General features: G+C 28.4%; 15 protein-coding genes. 14 read left to right on the top strand and 1 reads right to left on the bottom strand.

Annotation, left to right across the window (positions count from 1 at the left end; all coding sequences use genetic code 11):
• Positions 1-119: 119 nt before the first annotated feature.
• Positions 120-1,106 (bottom strand): S-layer homology domain-containing protein, encoded by a 987-nt coding sequence (locus HMPREF9629_RS08495; RefSeq protein ID WP_009525987.1) that lies wholly within the window; start codon positions 1,104-1,106, stop codon positions 120-122.
• 448 nt (positions 1,107-1,554) lie between these two features.
• Between HMPREF9629_RS08495 and HMPREF9629_RS08490 the strand changes: the two genes are divergently transcribed.
• The 14 genes from HMPREF9629_RS08490 (at position 1,555) to HMPREF9629_RS08425 (ending at position 16,422) form a co-directional block, all read left to right on the top strand.
• Positions 1,555-3,069 carry a cobyric acid synthase gene (locus tag HMPREF9629_RS08490; RefSeq protein ID WP_009525986.1) on the top strand — a complete coding sequence of 505 codons (1,515 nt, stop codon included), beginning with the start codon at positions 1,555-1,557 and terminating at the stop codon, positions 3,067-3,069.
• A gap of 1 nt (position 3,070) precedes the next feature.
• Positions 3,071-4,222, top strand: coding sequence for a DEAD/DEAH box helicase (locus tag HMPREF9629_RS08485; RefSeq protein ID WP_009525985.1), 1,152 nt, complete (start codon positions 3,071-3,073; stop codon positions 4,220-4,222).
• A 210-nt stretch (positions 4,223-4,432) separates the two neighbouring features.
• Positions 4,433-6,178, top strand: coding sequence for a motility associated factor glycosyltransferase family protein (locus tag HMPREF9629_RS08480; protein WP_009525984.1), 1,746 nt, complete (start codon positions 4,433-4,435; stop codon positions 6,176-6,178).
• Positions 6,179-6,260: 82 nt separating this feature from the next.
• Positions 6,261-7,889, top strand: a complete 1,629-nt coding sequence (gene fliD, locus HMPREF9629_RS08475) for a flagellar filament capping protein FliD (RefSeq protein WP_009525983.1) — start codon at positions 6,261-6,263, stop codon at positions 7,887-7,889.
• Positions 7,890-8,117: 228 nt separating this feature from the next.
• The gene (fliS, locus tag HMPREF9629_RS08470; RefSeq protein WP_009525982.1) at positions 8,118-8,495 is read left to right on the top strand and encodes a flagellar export chaperone FliS; all 378 of its coding nucleotides are present in this window, start codon (positions 8,118-8,120) and stop codon (positions 8,493-8,495) included.
• A complete protein-coding gene (locus HMPREF9629_RS08465; protein ID WP_009525981.1) occupies positions 8,495-8,959 on the top strand; it encodes a hypothetical protein in 465 nt (154 codons plus the stop codon). Before fliS ends, HMPREF9629_RS08465 begins: the two co-directional genes overlap by 1 nt.
• A gap of 21 nt (positions 8,960-8,980) precedes the next feature.
• Positions 8,981-9,331, top strand: coding sequence for a hypothetical protein (locus HMPREF9629_RS08460; protein ID WP_009525980.1), 351 nt, complete (start codon positions 8,981-8,983; stop codon positions 9,329-9,331).
• 142 nt (positions 9,332-9,473) lie between these two features.
• The gene (locus tag HMPREF9629_RS08455; protein ID WP_009525979.1) at positions 9,474-9,659 is read left to right on the top strand and encodes a YjfB family protein; all 186 of its coding nucleotides are present in this window, start codon (positions 9,474-9,476) and stop codon (positions 9,657-9,659) included.
• A 660-nt stretch (positions 9,660-10,319) separates the two neighbouring features.
• Positions 10,320-11,147 carry a flagellin N-terminal helical domain-containing protein gene (locus HMPREF9629_RS08450; protein WP_009525978.1) on the top strand — a complete coding sequence of 276 codons (828 nt, stop codon included), beginning with the start codon at positions 10,320-10,322 and terminating at the stop codon, positions 11,145-11,147.
• Between the two features lie 97 nt (positions 11,148-11,244).
• The gene (locus tag HMPREF9629_RS08445; protein WP_009525977.1) at positions 11,245-12,072 is read left to right on the top strand and encodes a flagellin N-terminal helical domain-containing protein; all 828 of its coding nucleotides are present in this window, start codon (positions 11,245-11,247) and stop codon (positions 12,070-12,072) included.
• Between the two features lie 201 nt (positions 12,073-12,273).
• Positions 12,274-12,561: a hypothetical protein gene (locus tag HMPREF9629_RS08440; protein ID WP_009525976.1), complete on the top strand. Its 288-nt coding sequence runs from the start codon at positions 12,274-12,276 to the stop codon at positions 12,559-12,561.
• Positions 12,551-14,524: a glycosyltransferase gene (locus tag HMPREF9629_RS08435; protein ID WP_242822037.1), complete on the top strand. Its 1,974-nt coding sequence runs from the start codon at positions 12,551-12,553 to the stop codon at positions 14,522-14,524. Before HMPREF9629_RS08440 ends, HMPREF9629_RS08435 begins: the two co-directional genes overlap by 11 nt.
• A gap of 147 nt (positions 14,525-14,671) precedes the next feature.
• On the top strand, positions 14,672-15,436 hold the full coding sequence (locus HMPREF9629_RS08430; RefSeq protein ID WP_009525974.1) for a class I SAM-dependent methyltransferase: 765 nt from the start codon (positions 14,672-14,674) through the stop codon (positions 15,434-15,436).
• A 14-nt stretch (positions 15,437-15,450) separates the two neighbouring features.
• Positions 15,451-16,422, top strand: coding sequence for an NAD-dependent epimerase/dehydratase family protein (locus HMPREF9629_RS08425; RefSeq protein WP_009525973.1), 972 nt, complete (start codon positions 15,451-15,453; stop codon positions 16,420-16,422).
• The last annotated feature ends 8 nt before the right edge of the window (positions 16,423-16,430 follow it).

The raw sequence follows: 16,430 nt of genomic DNA, 5'->3' as shown, positions 1-16,430 counted from the left end.
AATTATATAAAATTAATATACATAGTCTACCAGAAAAATTAATTGTTATGATTTTCCATTATTCTATAAGATTTTAGTATTAACAATAAAAATATCTATTATTGTATTAACTTTCAGTGTTATTTAGATACTGTGAACCACGGACTGTATTCTTTTTCAGATTCTATCTTTGATTTGTTATTATCAGTGTAAACTTTGACCATAAATACACGTTGGTCCAATTTTCCATTTAGAGTTTTCTTGATTTCTATGCCTATTATATAAGATAAATTGACGTCGTCAAATATCAAATTTGGAGATACCAATATCTCATTATTTGAAAAAGGTACGAATTTTTTGAAATCATTGTATATTTTATGCCTTTTTTCAATATCAGTTAAAAATATATTATGTTTTACAGTATCTATCTTATATTTGGACATAGGTATATTTGAAAGTGCAAAATCATATTGCGCTTTACTCATATATTCATCATTTTTGGAAATGTTGAAGGCGTCTATCAAATTGCTCGATTTGTTATTTTTCAGTAATTTATCGACCAAAATAATAGCTTCCTGTCTGCTTATATTTTTTGAGGGCATAAAATTCTTGTTAGGATATCCGCTCATAGCTCCTATTGCAACCATTGAACCTACACCTTTTTCAGCCCAGTTAGGAATAAATTTATAATCCTTAAAATTATTTATTGTACCATTTTTGGAAGTTCCAAGAAGTATTTCAACATTGTTTGCTATGACAGCTGCCTCACTCCTTGTTATATTCATATTAGGTTTAAATGTACCGTCTGTATAACCTGTAGTTATATTCAAATTGGATGCAAGGTTTACAAAAGTATCATTTACATCGGAATATTCTTTTTTTGCAGAAATCAGATTATAGTTTTTATTTGACAGCAGATAAGTTATTATAAGATGAGTAAATTCAAGTCTTGTTATACTATCTTTCAGATTTTTTTCTCCCATCAACACATCAGGTAATATTTTTTTATCAATTAAATTTTTGTATGCAGGTCTTGCCCATTCGTCCATAACCTGAGCATAAGAAAAAATGTTGCCGGATGAAAAAAATATTAAAATACATAGTAACAAGCATAATATTTTTTTCAAAATAAACTACCCCTTTTATATACATAATACTTATATTCTATAGATTTGTAGGTATAATATATATTTTAAATTGTATTGGTATATATTTTTTATTCAGAATTTCAGTAAAAACAGTTAAATTTAACTTTATATATTATAATATATTTTACGAAAAAATAGAATGATTATATTTACTTTGTAATAAAAACAAAATATATGAATTTTATAAAATATTCATTAAAAATCATAACAATATGCAAACACAATTAAATATTTAGAAAAATATTGTATTTTTTTGTAAGTATAATCGGTTGTTATTTTGCATATAATATGATATTCTTAAAAGATATAATAGTTATGAATGTTTATAAAAATACATAAATTTTTATAATTACACATAAAAAATATGAGTTAAAAATTTTTACAGCTTGTAAAAAATGTAAATGATAAAAAAATTAGGAGATATTTAATGGCAAAAAATATAATGTTTGTGGGAACAAATTCGTCAGCAGGCAAGAGTTTTTTCGTTACTGCTATGTGCAGAGTGCTTTCTGATTTAAAATATAAAGTATCGCCATTCAAATCCCAAAATATGGCTCTCAACTCATATGTGGATGAAAACAATTTGGAGTTTGGACGAGCACAAGCATTACAAGCCTTTGCGGGTAGAATTATGCCTGATGCAAGAATGAATCCTATACTTTTAAAACCAAGAACGGATAAAAAATCAGACGTTATATTATTAGGTAAAAAAACGGATACTTATGATGCAAAACAGTATTATAAAATAAAGTCAAAATATTTACCATATATAAAAAAAGCATATCAGGAATTATCCAATATTTCAGATATAATTGTTTTGGAGGGTGCAGGTTCTCCGGCTGAAATCAATCTCTTGGATGGAGATTTTGTAAATATGGGAATGGCTGAAATGGTGGACGCACCTGTAATATTAGTAGCAGATATAGACAAAGGCGGAGTATTTGCGTCAATATATGGAACAATAATGCTTACGCCGGAAAAATGGCGTAAATATTATAAGGGAGTAATAATAAATAAATTCAGAGGTCAAAAAGAAATATTAAAAAGTGGAATACAAGAAATAGAAAAGCTTACAAAAGTTCCTGTGATATCTGTAATGCCTTATATAGACGTAGAAATAGAAGAAGAAGACTCATTAACAAACAAATTGAAATTGTATTCATATGACAAAGACAAAATAAATATAACCATAATAAAATTACCTAATCTTTCTAATTTTACTGAGTTTTCACCTCTTACGCTTTTTCAAGATGTAAACGTGAATTATATTACAATAAGGGATGATATTCCGACAAATACAGATATTTTAATCATACCTTCGAGTAAAAATATATTTAAAGATTTAGAAGAAATTGTAAAAGTCGGATTTGATGAAAAGTTAAAAAGCTATGCTGAATATAAGAATATATTGGCAATAGGTAACGCAGTGGAATTACTTGCAAAAAATATATATGATATTCAAAGTATATACTCTGATAAAAAAGATAAAAAAGCGCTCGGTTTACTCGATATAGATATAAGCACAGTTCAATCTTTTTCAGAAAAAATAAATGTCAAAATTATAAATAAGCAAGGTTTATTGCAAAATTCACAAGACGAGATAAATCTGTACAGAATTAAAACAGGAGAAATAAAGATTTCAAAAATTGAAGATATTAATAAATTTTCGGATAACACTCAAATTACAATGAAGTTTGAAAACGAAGTAATATCAGTTCAAAAGCGAAATATACTTGGTATATATGCCTTTGGAGTATTTGAAAATACAAAATTTATCAACAACATTTTAAATGATTTAAGAATAAAAAAAAGTATAAAGCCAATAGATGTACATTTAGATTACAATGCTTACAGAGAAAAACAGATATGTAAGTTGGCAGACGAATTTAATAAATATATAGATATAAAGAAGTTAATGGATATAATAGAAAGCGGAGTGTGAAATGAGCAGTTTTAAAGATTTAAAAATAAAAGCAGAATTTTTGCAGGCACTAAAAAATATGAGGATAAGTGAACCAACACAAATTCAGCAAGAAGTAATACCGATAATGTTGAAAAAAAGAAGTATAATTGCAAAAGCACAGACAGGAACAGGCAAAACTTTAGCGTTTTTATTGCCTATAATGACGATGACAGACGAAACGCTTAAATTACCGCAGGCGTTGGTTTTAAGCCCTACAAGAGAACTATCAAATCAGACCAAAAAAGTGTTTGATGAAGTAAATATAAATAATAATTTGAGTTGCAACAATATAGTGGGCGGTCATGATTTAAAAAAACAAGAAAATAAATTTGCACAAAATTCACAATTAATAGTAGCCACACCGGGAAGATTATTGGAGCATATAAGAGCAGGCAACATCAACATGAAATATATAAGACAGCTCATTATAGATGAGGCGGATCAGATGTTAGAATATGGATTTTTGGAAGATATAGTTCTGTTGAAAGATAAGTTGCCTGATAATTTACAGATAGTTTTATTATCAGCAACTATGCCTAAGCCTATAATAGACTTAGCGAAAAAACTCATAAAAAATCCTGTAAAAATAGATATTACGCAGGAAAATACAGTAACAGATAACATAGAGCAGTTAATATTTAAAACAAGCGAAAAAAATAAATTAAGCACATTAAAATTTGTAATAGAACAATACAATCCATTTATGGCTATAATATTTTGCAATTCTAAAAAAAATGCCGAAAAATTATATGAGTTGATGGGAGTTGACGGATACGACTGCGATATTTTGCATGGAGATTTTTCTCAGAAAAAAAGAGAATTCATCTTGGAGCAATTCAGAAAGATGAAATTCAGATTTTTAGTATCGACAGACTTATCCGCAAGAGGCTTTGACATAGACGGAGTAACACATGTCATAAACTATGAAATACCGGCAGATCACAAATATTATATACACAGGATAGGAAGAACAGGCAGAGCCGACAAAAACGGTATAGCAATAAGCCTTATAGACGAAAAAGATGAAAAGAGAATAGAAAAAATAAATCAAAAATTCAAAATAAAAACTAAAACATTTTATGACAGAAATGAAAACGAAAGAAAACAATTGATTAAAAAATTAAATATTTAGGTATAAAGTAGTTATAGTAACTGTTATTTTTATATTAAATATGATATAATAGTACAAGTAGATTTTTATGTTAATTTTAAATAAAATAATTTTAAAAAAATTATAAAACGTACTGTTTACTGTATTTTCCGACTATTATGATAATTATGTATTTAATTATTTTTATTTTCAATATAGTTTATAGTATTTTGAAAGGGTAATATAATTAATATGGAAGTATTTTATGAATCATGTAAAAATGGTGATTTGCAAACAGTAAAAATAGAATATGAACAAAATGGGGAAGTTATAAAAAAATATCTCCATAGCAAATATGACCCTATAAAAGAAGCTAAACAATGGGCAAGTTCAGTGTATGATGAAGAAGATAAAGTTTATATAGTTTATGGCGGCGGATTATTATATCATATAATGGCATTACATGATATAATAGATAATGAAGAAGACAAGATAATAGTTTTTGAACCTGTACAGGAATTATATGAAAAAAACAAAGATACGGATTTTTTTAAAGAAAATACAAATGTGGTTTACACAGATGAATTTAATGAAAATTTAGTTGCGGCATTGTTTTTAGAACAGATTAATTCAATGTATTATAATAAAACGAGCATTCATATATTTACATCATACGGTAATTTTGAAAGTTCCAAACAGTTTACCGTGTACAATGCCTTTAAAATGTTCAAATCAGATGTATATTTATCATACAACACAACACATTCAAGAAAAGAATGGGTTATTGAAAATTTTATAAAAAATTACAGATTTATAAAAAGTAACAGCATAATAAATGATTTTAAAAATGTTTTTGAAGGAATGACAGCGGTTATAGTTTCGGCAGGGCCTTCTCTTGATAAAAATATAAATGATCTTATGGGACATGAAAATGATGTGGTAATATTTACAGGAGGCAGACCGCTAAGGGCAATTTTAAATGCAGGAATAAAACCTCATTTCAATCTTTCCATTGATATGATGCCGGAAAATTATGATTTATATAAAAGATATGATATATTAGATACAGATGTTCCTTTGATATCTTCAGTAGAAAATCAATATCTCATAACACAAAATTACAAAGGAGAAAAAATATTTGCGGATTTAAGCGGATTGGAAAGAGATTTATCAAAAGAGTGGTATGAAGAAGATATAGACAGCCTTTTTACCAAAGGAAGTGTGGCTACATTACAGTTATCAGCAGCTATATATATGGGTTGTAAAAAGATAATATTCATAGGACAGGATTTGGCATATTCAGATGATAAAAAACACAGCTCATTAGCTTCAGATGTAGATAATACTGTTGAAGACAGTGAACATAATTTATATGTAAAAGGAAATTATCAAGATAAGATATTATCAAGAGCAGATTTGAATTATTTTAGGATGGCGATACAAGATTATATAAGAGAATATTCACACGAAGATTGTGAATTTATAAACGCAACTGAAGGCGGAGCTTTTATAGAGGGAACAAAAATTTGCACCTTAAAAGAGGCATTGAAAGATATAGATACTAAAGGTATTGATATCAGAAAAAAAATCAATGATATATTGTTAAAAGAAAAAAATATTTCGGATTATGAGAAAATAGATAAAAAATTCTCGTCACTTTTACAAGATATGGAAGCCATATTAAAACTCTCAAAAAAAGGACTGAACATATCAAACAAGTTGAGAGCAATAGAAGAATATTACGGTAATAATAAATATTTGGAACAATTGGATAAAATAGATGAAAAATTGAAAAAATATAAAATTGCTTATAACTTTGTAGTAAGATATACAGTATCATTATCTATCAGTGTTCAAGGTAAAAAGTCCAAGACTATAAAGGATATACTTGACAATACAAAAAAAATGTATAAAGATATAAATAATATTACACAAATGTATATAAAATACTTAAAAGAAGAATTGGAGATTTTAAAAAAATTGAAATTAAATCATTAAAAAATTAATATTATATAAAAATTTGACGATAAACATTTAGAGGGCATGATGTCTTTAAACTATTTTAGGAGGGATGATAAAAATGAGCAGTAACCTTACAAGAATAAGCGGTATTGCTTCAGGCATGGATACCGAAAGTATGATAAAACAGCTTATGCAGGCTAAAAGAAGCAGAGTAAATGCATACGGACAAAGAAAAACGAAAGCTGAATGGCGTCAAGAATCTTATTTAGGATTGAACAAAAATATGGCTAACTTTATATTGGAAGCCAGAAAAAAATTAGGTCTTACATCTTATACTTATTTCGGACAATTAAAATCAGGAAGTATTGATAAAGTTGATTGGGCAAAAAAAGCAAAAGTTCAAAATGAAGAATATTTTACTGCAAAAGCAACAGCAACAGCAACAGGAGAATATGATGTGCAAGTTAAACAGTTGGCACAAAATGCAACTTTGGCAGGAAATGCGACAACCGTAAAGGCTTCGGATAAGGTAGGACAAGATCAAACATTATCTCTTAATGTAAACGGACAAACAAAAACTGTACAGCTAAAGGCGAATGATACCATATCTACAGCTATTAAAAAGATAAGAGAGGCAACAGGACTTAATGCAAGTTTCGGCAAGGTGGGTAAAGTAGGCGCTAACGAGACATCTATGCTTTTCATGTCAAGCAAAAAAACAGGCGCTAACGAAACAATACAATCATCAGATCAGACTACATTGGATTTCTTTAGCAGATTGGGCGTAGATACTACAGCTTTAAATTCTGCAAATGGAATAAAAGGAAAAAATTCCATAGTAAATGTCAACGGTAGTGATATAGAAAATGATTCTAATGATGTAGATATTAATGGAGTAAAATTATCACTTAAAAAAGTTTCTACAACAGCGCAGAAGGTATCCGTTGAAACTGATGTAGACGGCATATTTGCAAAAATAAAAGAATTTGTAGAAGGATACAACAAAGTAGTTGATGAATTACAAAATAAGTTAAAAGAAAAGACATATAGAGATTATAAGCCTCTTACAAAAGAACAAAAAGAGGCTATGAAAGAAAATGAAATTAAATTATGGGAAGAAAAATCAAAATCAGGTTTGTTGGCAAATGACTCTACAATAAAATCCATGCTGTCAAAGATGAGAGCAGGTATGTATGAAAAAGTTGAAGGCGCTGGCTCCATGTATGAGCTTGGAATTACAACAGGCACTTATAAAAACGGAGCTAAATTGGAAATAAATGAAGAAAAATTAAAAAATGCAATAGCAAAAGATCCGCAAAAAGTATTGGATACTTTATTTAAAGCGCCTGAAGATATAAATAACTATAAGATAAACAGTAAGGACAGTGCGGCAGATATTGCGGCAAAAAAAGCCGGAGCACAAGCTCAAAGAGCAAATACAGGAGTATTTGTCAGAATGATGGGCGATATGGCTGACGGTATGGAAGCAATTGTAAAACAGGCCGGTGCAGGAAAAGACTCATCTCTTCTTAAAGATGTAAGAGGTAATATGCTTGCAGATGTGGTAACCGGAAGAGGTATGATTGATGAAGATATATTAAGAATTGACAGAAAGATAGATGATGAAAATAGAAGATTAAATTCTTATGAATCAAGTTTATGGAGAAAATTCTCAGCAATGGAAAAAGCCATAAGAGAGATGCAGGGACAATCAGGTTGGTTGTCACAACAATTCGGCGGAAAATAAAAAAATATATGAAGTACCTGAGTGTATCTTGGGTACTTTATATATTCTAATTTATTATATAGACATTTTTTATAATTATGAAAAAAATATATTATAATTAACTTTAAAATCAATAATTTTTACTATAATTAAAGAATTTTTAATTTTTCAATATTTAATGAATTTTAGTATTGAAAAACAACTGTTCAATAAAAAATCTGAATATTTTTGATTTGGAGGTAATTGATTTTGTTATTGAATCCTTATGCAAAATACAAAGAAAATTCAGTAAATACAGCTACAAAAGAAGAGCTGACGCTTATGTTATATGACGGCTGTATAAAGTTTATGAATTTGGCAAAGATAGGTATAGAAGAAAAAAATATTGAAAAAGCTAATGATAACTTACTCAAAGCTCAAGCCATAATTACAGAATTGGATATTACTCTTAATATGGATATAGAAATATCTAAAAATATGCACAGCTTATATGATTTTGCTCTCAGCAGGCTTGTTGATGCCAATTTGAAAAAGGACGCATCATTGATAGATGATGCAAAAAGTGTAATAGTAGATTTGAGAGATGCGTGGAAAGAAGCTATGAATATTGTTAAAAGAGGTAAATGATGAACGACTATGAAAAACTTGTGTCTATAACAAAGAATAAACATACATTAAGCAATGAATTTTTAGATATTGCAAAGAAAATGAAAGAAGATGTATCAAAAGAAAATTTTGAAAATGTAGAAGCGCATTTGACTGAAAGACAAGAAATAATAGATTCTGTAAACTTGTTAGATAAGCAGTTTTTAACATTATTTGAAGAACTGAAAAAAAATGATGACTTTGAGCAAAATATAATTAATTATCCTGAATTGAAAGAATATATATCAGATATAAAAGGAAATTTTGAACTTTCATATGATATAGATGAAGAGATTATGCCGATTATAAGAAATGAGATTGCAATAACACAAAATGAGATAAAAAAAATAAAAACTCAGGAGAAGGTTGTAGATAAGTATTCTCAAGATATTATGAAAAAAATTACAGGAGCAAATTTTGGCGTCTTTATAGATGAAATGAAATAAAAACATAATTAAGGAGTAACTATGTTAAAAGATGAACAAGTTGAAATTTTAACAAGCATTAAAGACTATATTAGCAATGTAACAGATATGATGCCATATGTGATAAATGCTTATAGAATAGCTGATATAGCAAAGATTTCAGAATATTCCCTGCCTCTTATAGAGGGTTTTGAGTGGTTGAATGAAGCAATATCTTTAACAAATCAATTCCATGATATAAGTATGTCGGAAATCAAAGAAATTTTTGAAGAACTTACGGATTCCATGCAGTATAAAGACTATGTATTGACGGCAGATTTATTTGAATTTGAAATACTTCCTAAACTTGAAGAATGGAATAAAAAAATTTCCGATGTGTTGGAAATAAATTGACATATTTATAAAGAGCAGAAATATAATACGATTTTTAAAATTTAATAACATCAACAGATTTGTTCAAAATTCTGTAACGGTTTTTGATGTTATCAGAAAAGTTTGATATACAATGGCGAAAAATATGAAGAGGTGAGTGAATATGGATATAGCGGCTATGTCAATGAGTCTTGGCAGTATGAGAACAATGTCGAGTATAAACGTGTCATTGTTAAAAAAAGCTATAGATGTCACAAAAGAAAATGCTGACATGCTGATAGAAAATATAAAACAAATGGAGTTGTCAGTAAACCCTAATTTGGGCTCAAATTTTGATATGAAAATATGAAATTAAAAAAGCAAATAAGATTTATAATTTTTTATAGATTTTATTTGCTTTTTTAGTATATATTTGTATTATACTACAATATTTTGCTTATTTTGCAGAGATATATATTTTTTTATTCTTTTGCATTGAAATATTTGAAAACGGATAAATTGCAATGTATAATATAATTATGATAAAATTTGTTAAAATATAGAGCATATTCAAGACGTATTAATATTAAACATAGACTTGTTTATGAAGTTATAGAGGAAAGTAAATCAATAAAAATTACCGGCTTATGGACTCATTATGAAAGACAGGCAATTTGTTTTTATAAATATATATAAAAAATTTATAAAAATATGTTTAAAATATAAAAAACACAGTAATAATATATAAAGTAAATCATATTTTTAAATTATAATTTGTACTGATATATCTGCGTAAAAAGTATTATAAAAAATAAAAATTTTTTAAAAAATACTAAAGTTATTTTTAAGCAGTACGATATTAAATACGTAAAGCAAAATATACTTTAAGAATATATTTATAAAGATAGATAATAGGCGCCGTTGTTTATCTATAAATATATTAAATATAGTATACTTTAAATTATAATTTAAAATATATTGGCAATAATTAGGACAAGGATGTCCATAAAAATTCACGGAGGAAAACAAAATGATAATTAATCACAATATGATGTCAATGAACGCACACAGAGCAATGGGAGTAAATTCCGGCGGAATGGGAAAATCTGTTGAAAAACTTTCAACAGGACAAAGAATAAACAGAGCCGCAGATGATGCTGCAGGACTATATATATCAGAAAAAATGCGTTCACAAGTAAGAGGACTTACACAAGCATCAAGAAATGCACAAGACGGTATCTCAGCAGTGCAAACAGCAGAAGGAGCATTAGACGAAGTGCATGCAATGCTTCAAAGAATGAGAGAACTTGCTGTACAGGCAGGTAACGATACTAACCAAGCTGAAGACAGAACAGCTATAAAATCAGAGATAGATCAGCTTGGAGCTGAAATAGATGCAATATCTGTAAAAACTCAGTTCAATAAACAAAATTTACTTGACGGAACTTTTAATGCAGGTAAGAAATTACAAGTAGGAGCTAATAAAGGTCAGACTCTTGATATATCTATAAAGAAAATAGAAGGCACTACTATAAGCATAGGAGCAAAAGCTGCTGAAATAAAAGTGGACACTAATGAGAATGCAGGTAAGTCATTATCAAGAATAGATAGAGCTATTTCATTGGTATCTGAACAACGTTCAAAACTCGGAGCCGTTCAAAACAGACTTGAACATACAATTAAGAACTTGGATAATGCAGCGGAAAATACACAAGCGGCAGAATCAAGAATAAGAGATACAGATATGGCGAAAGAAATGAGTAAGTTTACAAAAGACAATATATTGACACAGGCATCTCAAGCTATGCTTGCACAAGCTAATCAGTTGCCGCAACAAGTATTACAATTATTAAGATAGTTTTTAAATATTTTATGATTTAAGAATTGATATTAAAAATATTATAATAAAAAATTTAGGACAAGGATGTCCATAAAAATTCACGGAGGAAAATAAAATGATAATTAATCACAATATGATGTCAATGAACGCACACAGAGCAATGGGAGTAAATTCCGGCGGAATGGGAAAATCTGTTGAAAAACTTTCAACAGGACAAAGAATAAACAGAGCCGCAGATGATGCTGCAGGACTATATATATCAGAAAAAATGCGTTCACAAGTAAGAGGACTTACACAAGCATCAAGAAATGCACAAGACGGTATTTCAGCAGTGCAAACAGCAGAAGGAGCATTGGACGAAGTGCATGCAATGCTTCAAAGAATGAGAGAACTTGCTGTACAGGCAGGTAACGATACAAATCAATCAGAAGACAGAAAAGCTATAAAATCAGAGATAGATCAGCTTGGAGCTGAAATAGATGCAATATCTACAAAAACTCAGTTCAACAAACAAGGTCTTCTTAGTGGTGGATTTAGTGCAGGTAAGAAGTTACAAGTAGGAGCTAACAAGGATCAAACTCTTGATATATCTATAAAGAAGATGTCTGCATCAGCTATAAAAATAGGAAAAGGAGCATCAGCTATAGGTGTAGGTACTAATGAAAGTGCCGGCAAATCATTATCAAGAATAGATCAAGCAATTTCAATAGTATCAGAGCAACGTTCAAAACTTGGAGCAGTTCAAAACAGACTTGAACATACAATCAAGAACTTGGATAATGCAGCGGAAAATACACAAGCAGCAGAATCAAGAATAAGAGATACAGACATGGCGAAAGAAATGAGTAAGTTTACAAAAGACAACATATTAACACAAGCATCTCAAGCAATGCTTGCACAAGCAAACCAATTGCCACAACAAGTATTACAATTATTAAGATAGTATAATATTTTTATAGTGTATTATACTGTTTTTAGAAGAAAGTGCTATATAATGCTTAAATGTATTATATAGCACTTTTTACTTGTAAAAATAAAATAATTGAATTATACTGTATATGGTTAAAAATCCGGTATAATCAATTTTAGAAATTTGATGCCTGCTTTTTTATGTGTTTAATATTGTATAAAGGGATAGAGTTGTATGAAAAATATAGCACTCGTGTATTTTGAAGATAATGATAATGTGAAAAATAATAAAGAACTGTTTAACCGTTTGGAGCAAGATTATGAAATTCATCTTTTTTCCAATTTGAAGTTTGATAATTTTTTTCCCGAACATTCGTTTGAATATATGAAAACATTGCTATTTGAATATAACAATGAAATATCAAATATATTGTTTATAACCGATATAAAAGATTTTTGCATATTTACATACAGATATTTTTATGATGTTTTTTCAGGTATTTTTTTTAATTTTGAAAAATGAAGATATAATAACATTTGATGATAAGAATGGTTATGAGTTTTACAACCTTATGTCAAGATTTTCATCTTTTAAAAAAGAACCATTTTATAATAATGCAAAAAAAATTAATTTGATATTGGGCAAAGACTCTGATTTGAGATTTGTAGAAGCTTATGTATATGAGCCGGATGTATATAAAATTTTCAACAAGGAAAGTTCGTATATTAATAATTCTTTTAATACAGATATTAATTCTCCTTATAAAAAGAGTTATTTTTATAAAGGAAAACATTATTTTATAAAAAGTGATGATAATTTATCATCTGAAATAAAAATAATATTATCAAATATGTATGACAAACAAGACTTTGAAAATATGAATGAGTTCCAATTTAAAAGATTTGCGGAATTTTGTAACAAATATGGATGTATAAAATATTTGAATTACATCTATATATTTGTCAAACATATTAAGTATTTGCTAAAAGATGAAGATAATAATCTATACAATCTGATATCATGTTTTGAAAAGGATAATAAATTGTCTGAAAGAGATATTGCCATAATTTCGGTATTTTTATATTCTATTGAAACGAAATTATATAATCTTGATAAAATATATACTTTAGCTATGTCTGACGTTTTTAATCTATATGAGAAAAAGTTTTTATATTGGCAATTAGTGGCGAGATATTTCTCCGATTTTTCTTTGGAGTATTATAAAACATTTGCAAATTTAAAAAAATTATATTCAAATATATATGAATTGGCTGAAGAAAGGTTCGGCTGTTTATTTAATCCGATTGACAAACTTAAATATAAGAAAAATAGAATATTGATTATAACTACACAATTTTTAAGTTTTAAACATGCTCCTACAAGAAGGGCTATAGATTATGCAATTAATTTTATGGATTATTTAGGGTATGAAGTTATGATATTAAATACATCCGATGCAAGAATGATTACTGAATTGCCATATTATATGAGCTCTGAGATTTATTGCTCGAGCAATTATAATAATGCAGATATTTTAAGAATAGATGATGAACATTGTGTAAAGTTTTTGCAACTATATGGTGATTATAGCAGTGTTGATGAGAAAAATTATTTTAGTGAAATAGAAAGAGCTGTAAAAGTCGTGTCAGATTTTGCACCTATGTATGCTTTGCAGGTCGGTGCATCCTGTATATTTGCAGATTTACTGGCAAAATATATGCCTGTTGCAACCATACCTTGTTCTTTTGATGCGCCGATGATGTATAACGGATATCCTATAATAGCAAGAGAAGTGGAAGATAGGGATATACAGATTTTGAAAAACTCCGGCATATCTCAAGACAGAATAATAGAATCATGTATTACCTATAAAAGACCTAAAACTTTGAACGATAAATTGAGTAAAAATCCTAATGAATTTGTAGTAGTAATTGTAAGCAACAGGTTCGATGCGGAATTTAATTTTGATACATTGAAAATATGTGATGAGTTTTGTAATATTGATGACAGTGTAATAATTAAATTTTTCGGAACATTTGTGGATAAAAATAATAATAACGGTTATAATAAATTTTTAAAATTGATTAATGAAAATTCAAAACATACTGACAGATATGTTTTTGAAGGGTATCAAAATGACATATTGAGTGCATATACAGCTTGCGATGTATATTATAATCCTAAGCGCCATGGAGGAGGTTCATCAGTATCTCAAGCTATGCTTATGGGTTTGCCTGTAATATGCCATAAATTCGGTGACGGCTCGTATACACTCGGAAGAGACAGATGTTTCGATAGTGATGAAGATATAATAAATGAAATTAAGAAACTGTTTGAAGATAAGGAATATTATGAAAGTTCTAAACAATACTCTTTGAAAAAAGCAGAGTTTTTATATGATACAAAGAGTATGATACAAAAACTTGATAAAGATATAAAAAGAAAAATATCGGATAAAGTGCTGTACGATATTGAAATTGATTAAATGGGGATTTGTAAAATTTTAATTAAATTTTGAAAATTAAGAATAAAACTTGTTTAAATATAGAGGAAATACAATATTTTACAGTTTAATTACAATATCATAAATTATTATAAGTGGCTTTTATATTTTATAAAAGGCGGTGGTTATATGCAAAACTCTAAGGAGAAAGTTCAACAGGATAAATACAACTTTCCATATCACTATATACCTGTATATGATGATAAAATCATGAAAAAAGTGCAGTATTGGGGAACGGGACACAGATATTTGGGCAATATAAAGATAATATTTGATTTGCTTGAAAAAATGGAGTTTGACTCTCTTATTGATATAGGTACGGGTGACGGACGGATAGTAAGAGAATTGTATAATAAATATAATGACAAAGATATAGTTGGTGTAGATTATTATAAGACGGCGATAGATTTGGCAAAGGCTATGAATCCTGATATAGCCGACAGATTTATGATAGAAGATATAAGCAATAAAACTATAGATACAAAATATGATGTTGTTACTATAATAAATGTATTGGAGCAAATCGAACCTGATAAGCTTAATAATTTTGTATTTTTGGCATCTGAATATTTGAAAAAAGACGGATATTTTATAATAACTGTTCCAAGTGATAATAAAGAAGTTTTTGGAGCTGCATATCAGCATTTTAATAAAAATAAATTGATTGATTTACTTAGCGAATTGTTCTATGATATTAATATTATATATTTTGACGATATAAAATCTAAGCGTTTGAATTTATTTCATAGGTTAATTGGAGGATTTAACGGAGAAAACTATATAATAACAAACAGGTATATAAACAAAAAATTCATTGATTTATATATGTCTAAATATTTGTACACAACGAAGGAAAAGTGCGGAAGAATAGCTGTAATTTGTAGAAAAAAATGAAAAGAGGATTAAAAATGAAAGAAAAGATATTGTTAATAGGCGGTGCAGGTTTTATAGGCTCATATGTGTGTAGAAAACTGTTAAATCTTGGCTATGAGGTTATGGTATATGACTCTTTTACAAGATTTAAGGATATGCTTGAACCTTATTATTTGAAATGTATGGATATTAGATTTGGAGATATAAGAGATGAAATAAAATTTCACAGAGGAGATGTGAGAGACAGCCTTAACTTGAATTCTGTTATTGATGATTTTAAGCCTAACAGAATAATAAATTTGGCTGCAAATCCTCTCGCAAATGCTATGCCAGAATATAATAAAGAGATGCTTATGACGAAAATTGACGGAACACATAATATATTGGAGGCCATTAGAGGCAAAGATTATTTTGACAGGTTTGTCTATATTTCTTCAAGTATGGTTTATGGAGATTTTTTGGAAATACCTGTGAAGTTGGATCAACCTAAAAAACCTAAAAACGTGTATGGTATGGCAAAATATTGTGGAGAGGTTATAACTACAGGATTTAATTTTATGTATGATATACCGTTCAGTATAATAAGACCTTCTGCTGTGTATGGACCTACAGACACTAATAGAAGAGTGAGCCAAATTTTTATGGAAAATGCTATAAAAGGCAAGACGCTCAGACTTGATAATATGGGAGAAATGAAGCTTGATTTTTCTTATGTGGATGATGTGGCTGACGGTATCGTAAAAGTTACAATAAATGATAAAGCACTTGGAGAAACATTTAATATCACAAATGGAAAAGGATATAGCTTGCTTGATTATGCCAATTATTTGAAAAAATACTATCCTGATTTAAAAATGGAATTGGTTGAAAAAAAGGATGATAAGATACCGAGAAGGGGAGCACTTGATATATCAAAAGCTAAGGAACTTATAGGATATGAGCCTAAGGTAGACTTGGAAAAAGGAATAGGCTTGTACGTTGATTATTATAAAAAGATAGGATTTTAATATATTTA

The organism is Peptoanaerobacter stomatis (assembly GCF_000238115.1).
Taxonomy (GTDB): Bacteria; Bacillota; Clostridia; order Peptostreptococcales; family Filifactoraceae; genus Peptoanaerobacter; species Peptoanaerobacter stomatis.
The sequence above is the reverse complement of the archived record's forward strand: the minus strand, read 5'-3'. Positions and strand labels throughout refer to the sequence as shown.